We start from the raw sequence: 590 nt of genomic DNA, 5'->3' as shown, positions 1-590 counted from the left end.
AAGCGGTGCTTTGGGAGAATTTTGGGAGACGATCTTGATGGTCGTCTCCCTTCTTCTTCTCCCGCCTTGCTCTCAGTAGCTCGTCTAGGACCGCGACGGGTGAGTGTGGGTTCATGGCTGCCCGAGCGTCCAGGGCTGCGTTCCAGTGCTCGGTGAGGCCGTGGACGAGTTCCTGCCGCAAGGCTGGTGTCACGTGGCTGTAGCGGCCACCAATTCCGCCAAGCTCATGTCCAAGTCGCTCATCCTTTCCGTGGAACGAGAGCCTCGATCAGACCCTGGTCAGGACAGACCCGGCACGGCGTGCAGCCGGTGGCACGGGACACATCCTCCCGGCAGCACCTGCAGGCACCAGAGGTCAGGTGGCACCTATCCGTGCAGCAGTTCCGTCCTGTCCGCCGACGACTGGTAGGTGAGCCAGTGCGCGAGCTGATCCTCGAGCCAACTCACCCAGTCGTCCATGGTGGTCGCTCCGTGGTGGTGGAAGATGTCGGCGATGTGTTGGGTGAGTTCAGGATCGATCGGTAGGTGGGTCGATTCGATCGTGACGGTGCGATCCCGGTCGCGGTACTGGGCGATCTGAGATCGCCGGA

Annotated in this window: 1 protein-coding gene and 1 pseudogene; both read right to left on the bottom strand. The window is 62.4% G+C overall.

Translation table 11 applies throughout. The features are described from left to right. A pseudogene (locus ELR45_RS37465) lies at positions 1-193 on the bottom strand (hypothetical protein); the annotation flags it as partial. Positions 194-366: 173 nt separating this feature from the next. Then, a partial coding sequence (locus ELR45_RS37460) for a hypothetical protein (RefSeq protein WP_205856393.1) occupies positions 367-590 on the bottom strand: 224 nt, incomplete at its 5' end.

It is taken from the genome of Phytoactinopolyspora endophytica, from assembly GCF_004138495.1.
Classification (GTDB): Bacteria; Actinomycetota; Actinomycetes; order Jiangellales; family Jiangellaceae; genus Phytoactinopolyspora; species Phytoactinopolyspora endophytica.
Note: the sequence above shows the minus strand (reverse complement) of the source record. Positions and strands in the feature narration are given on the sequence as shown.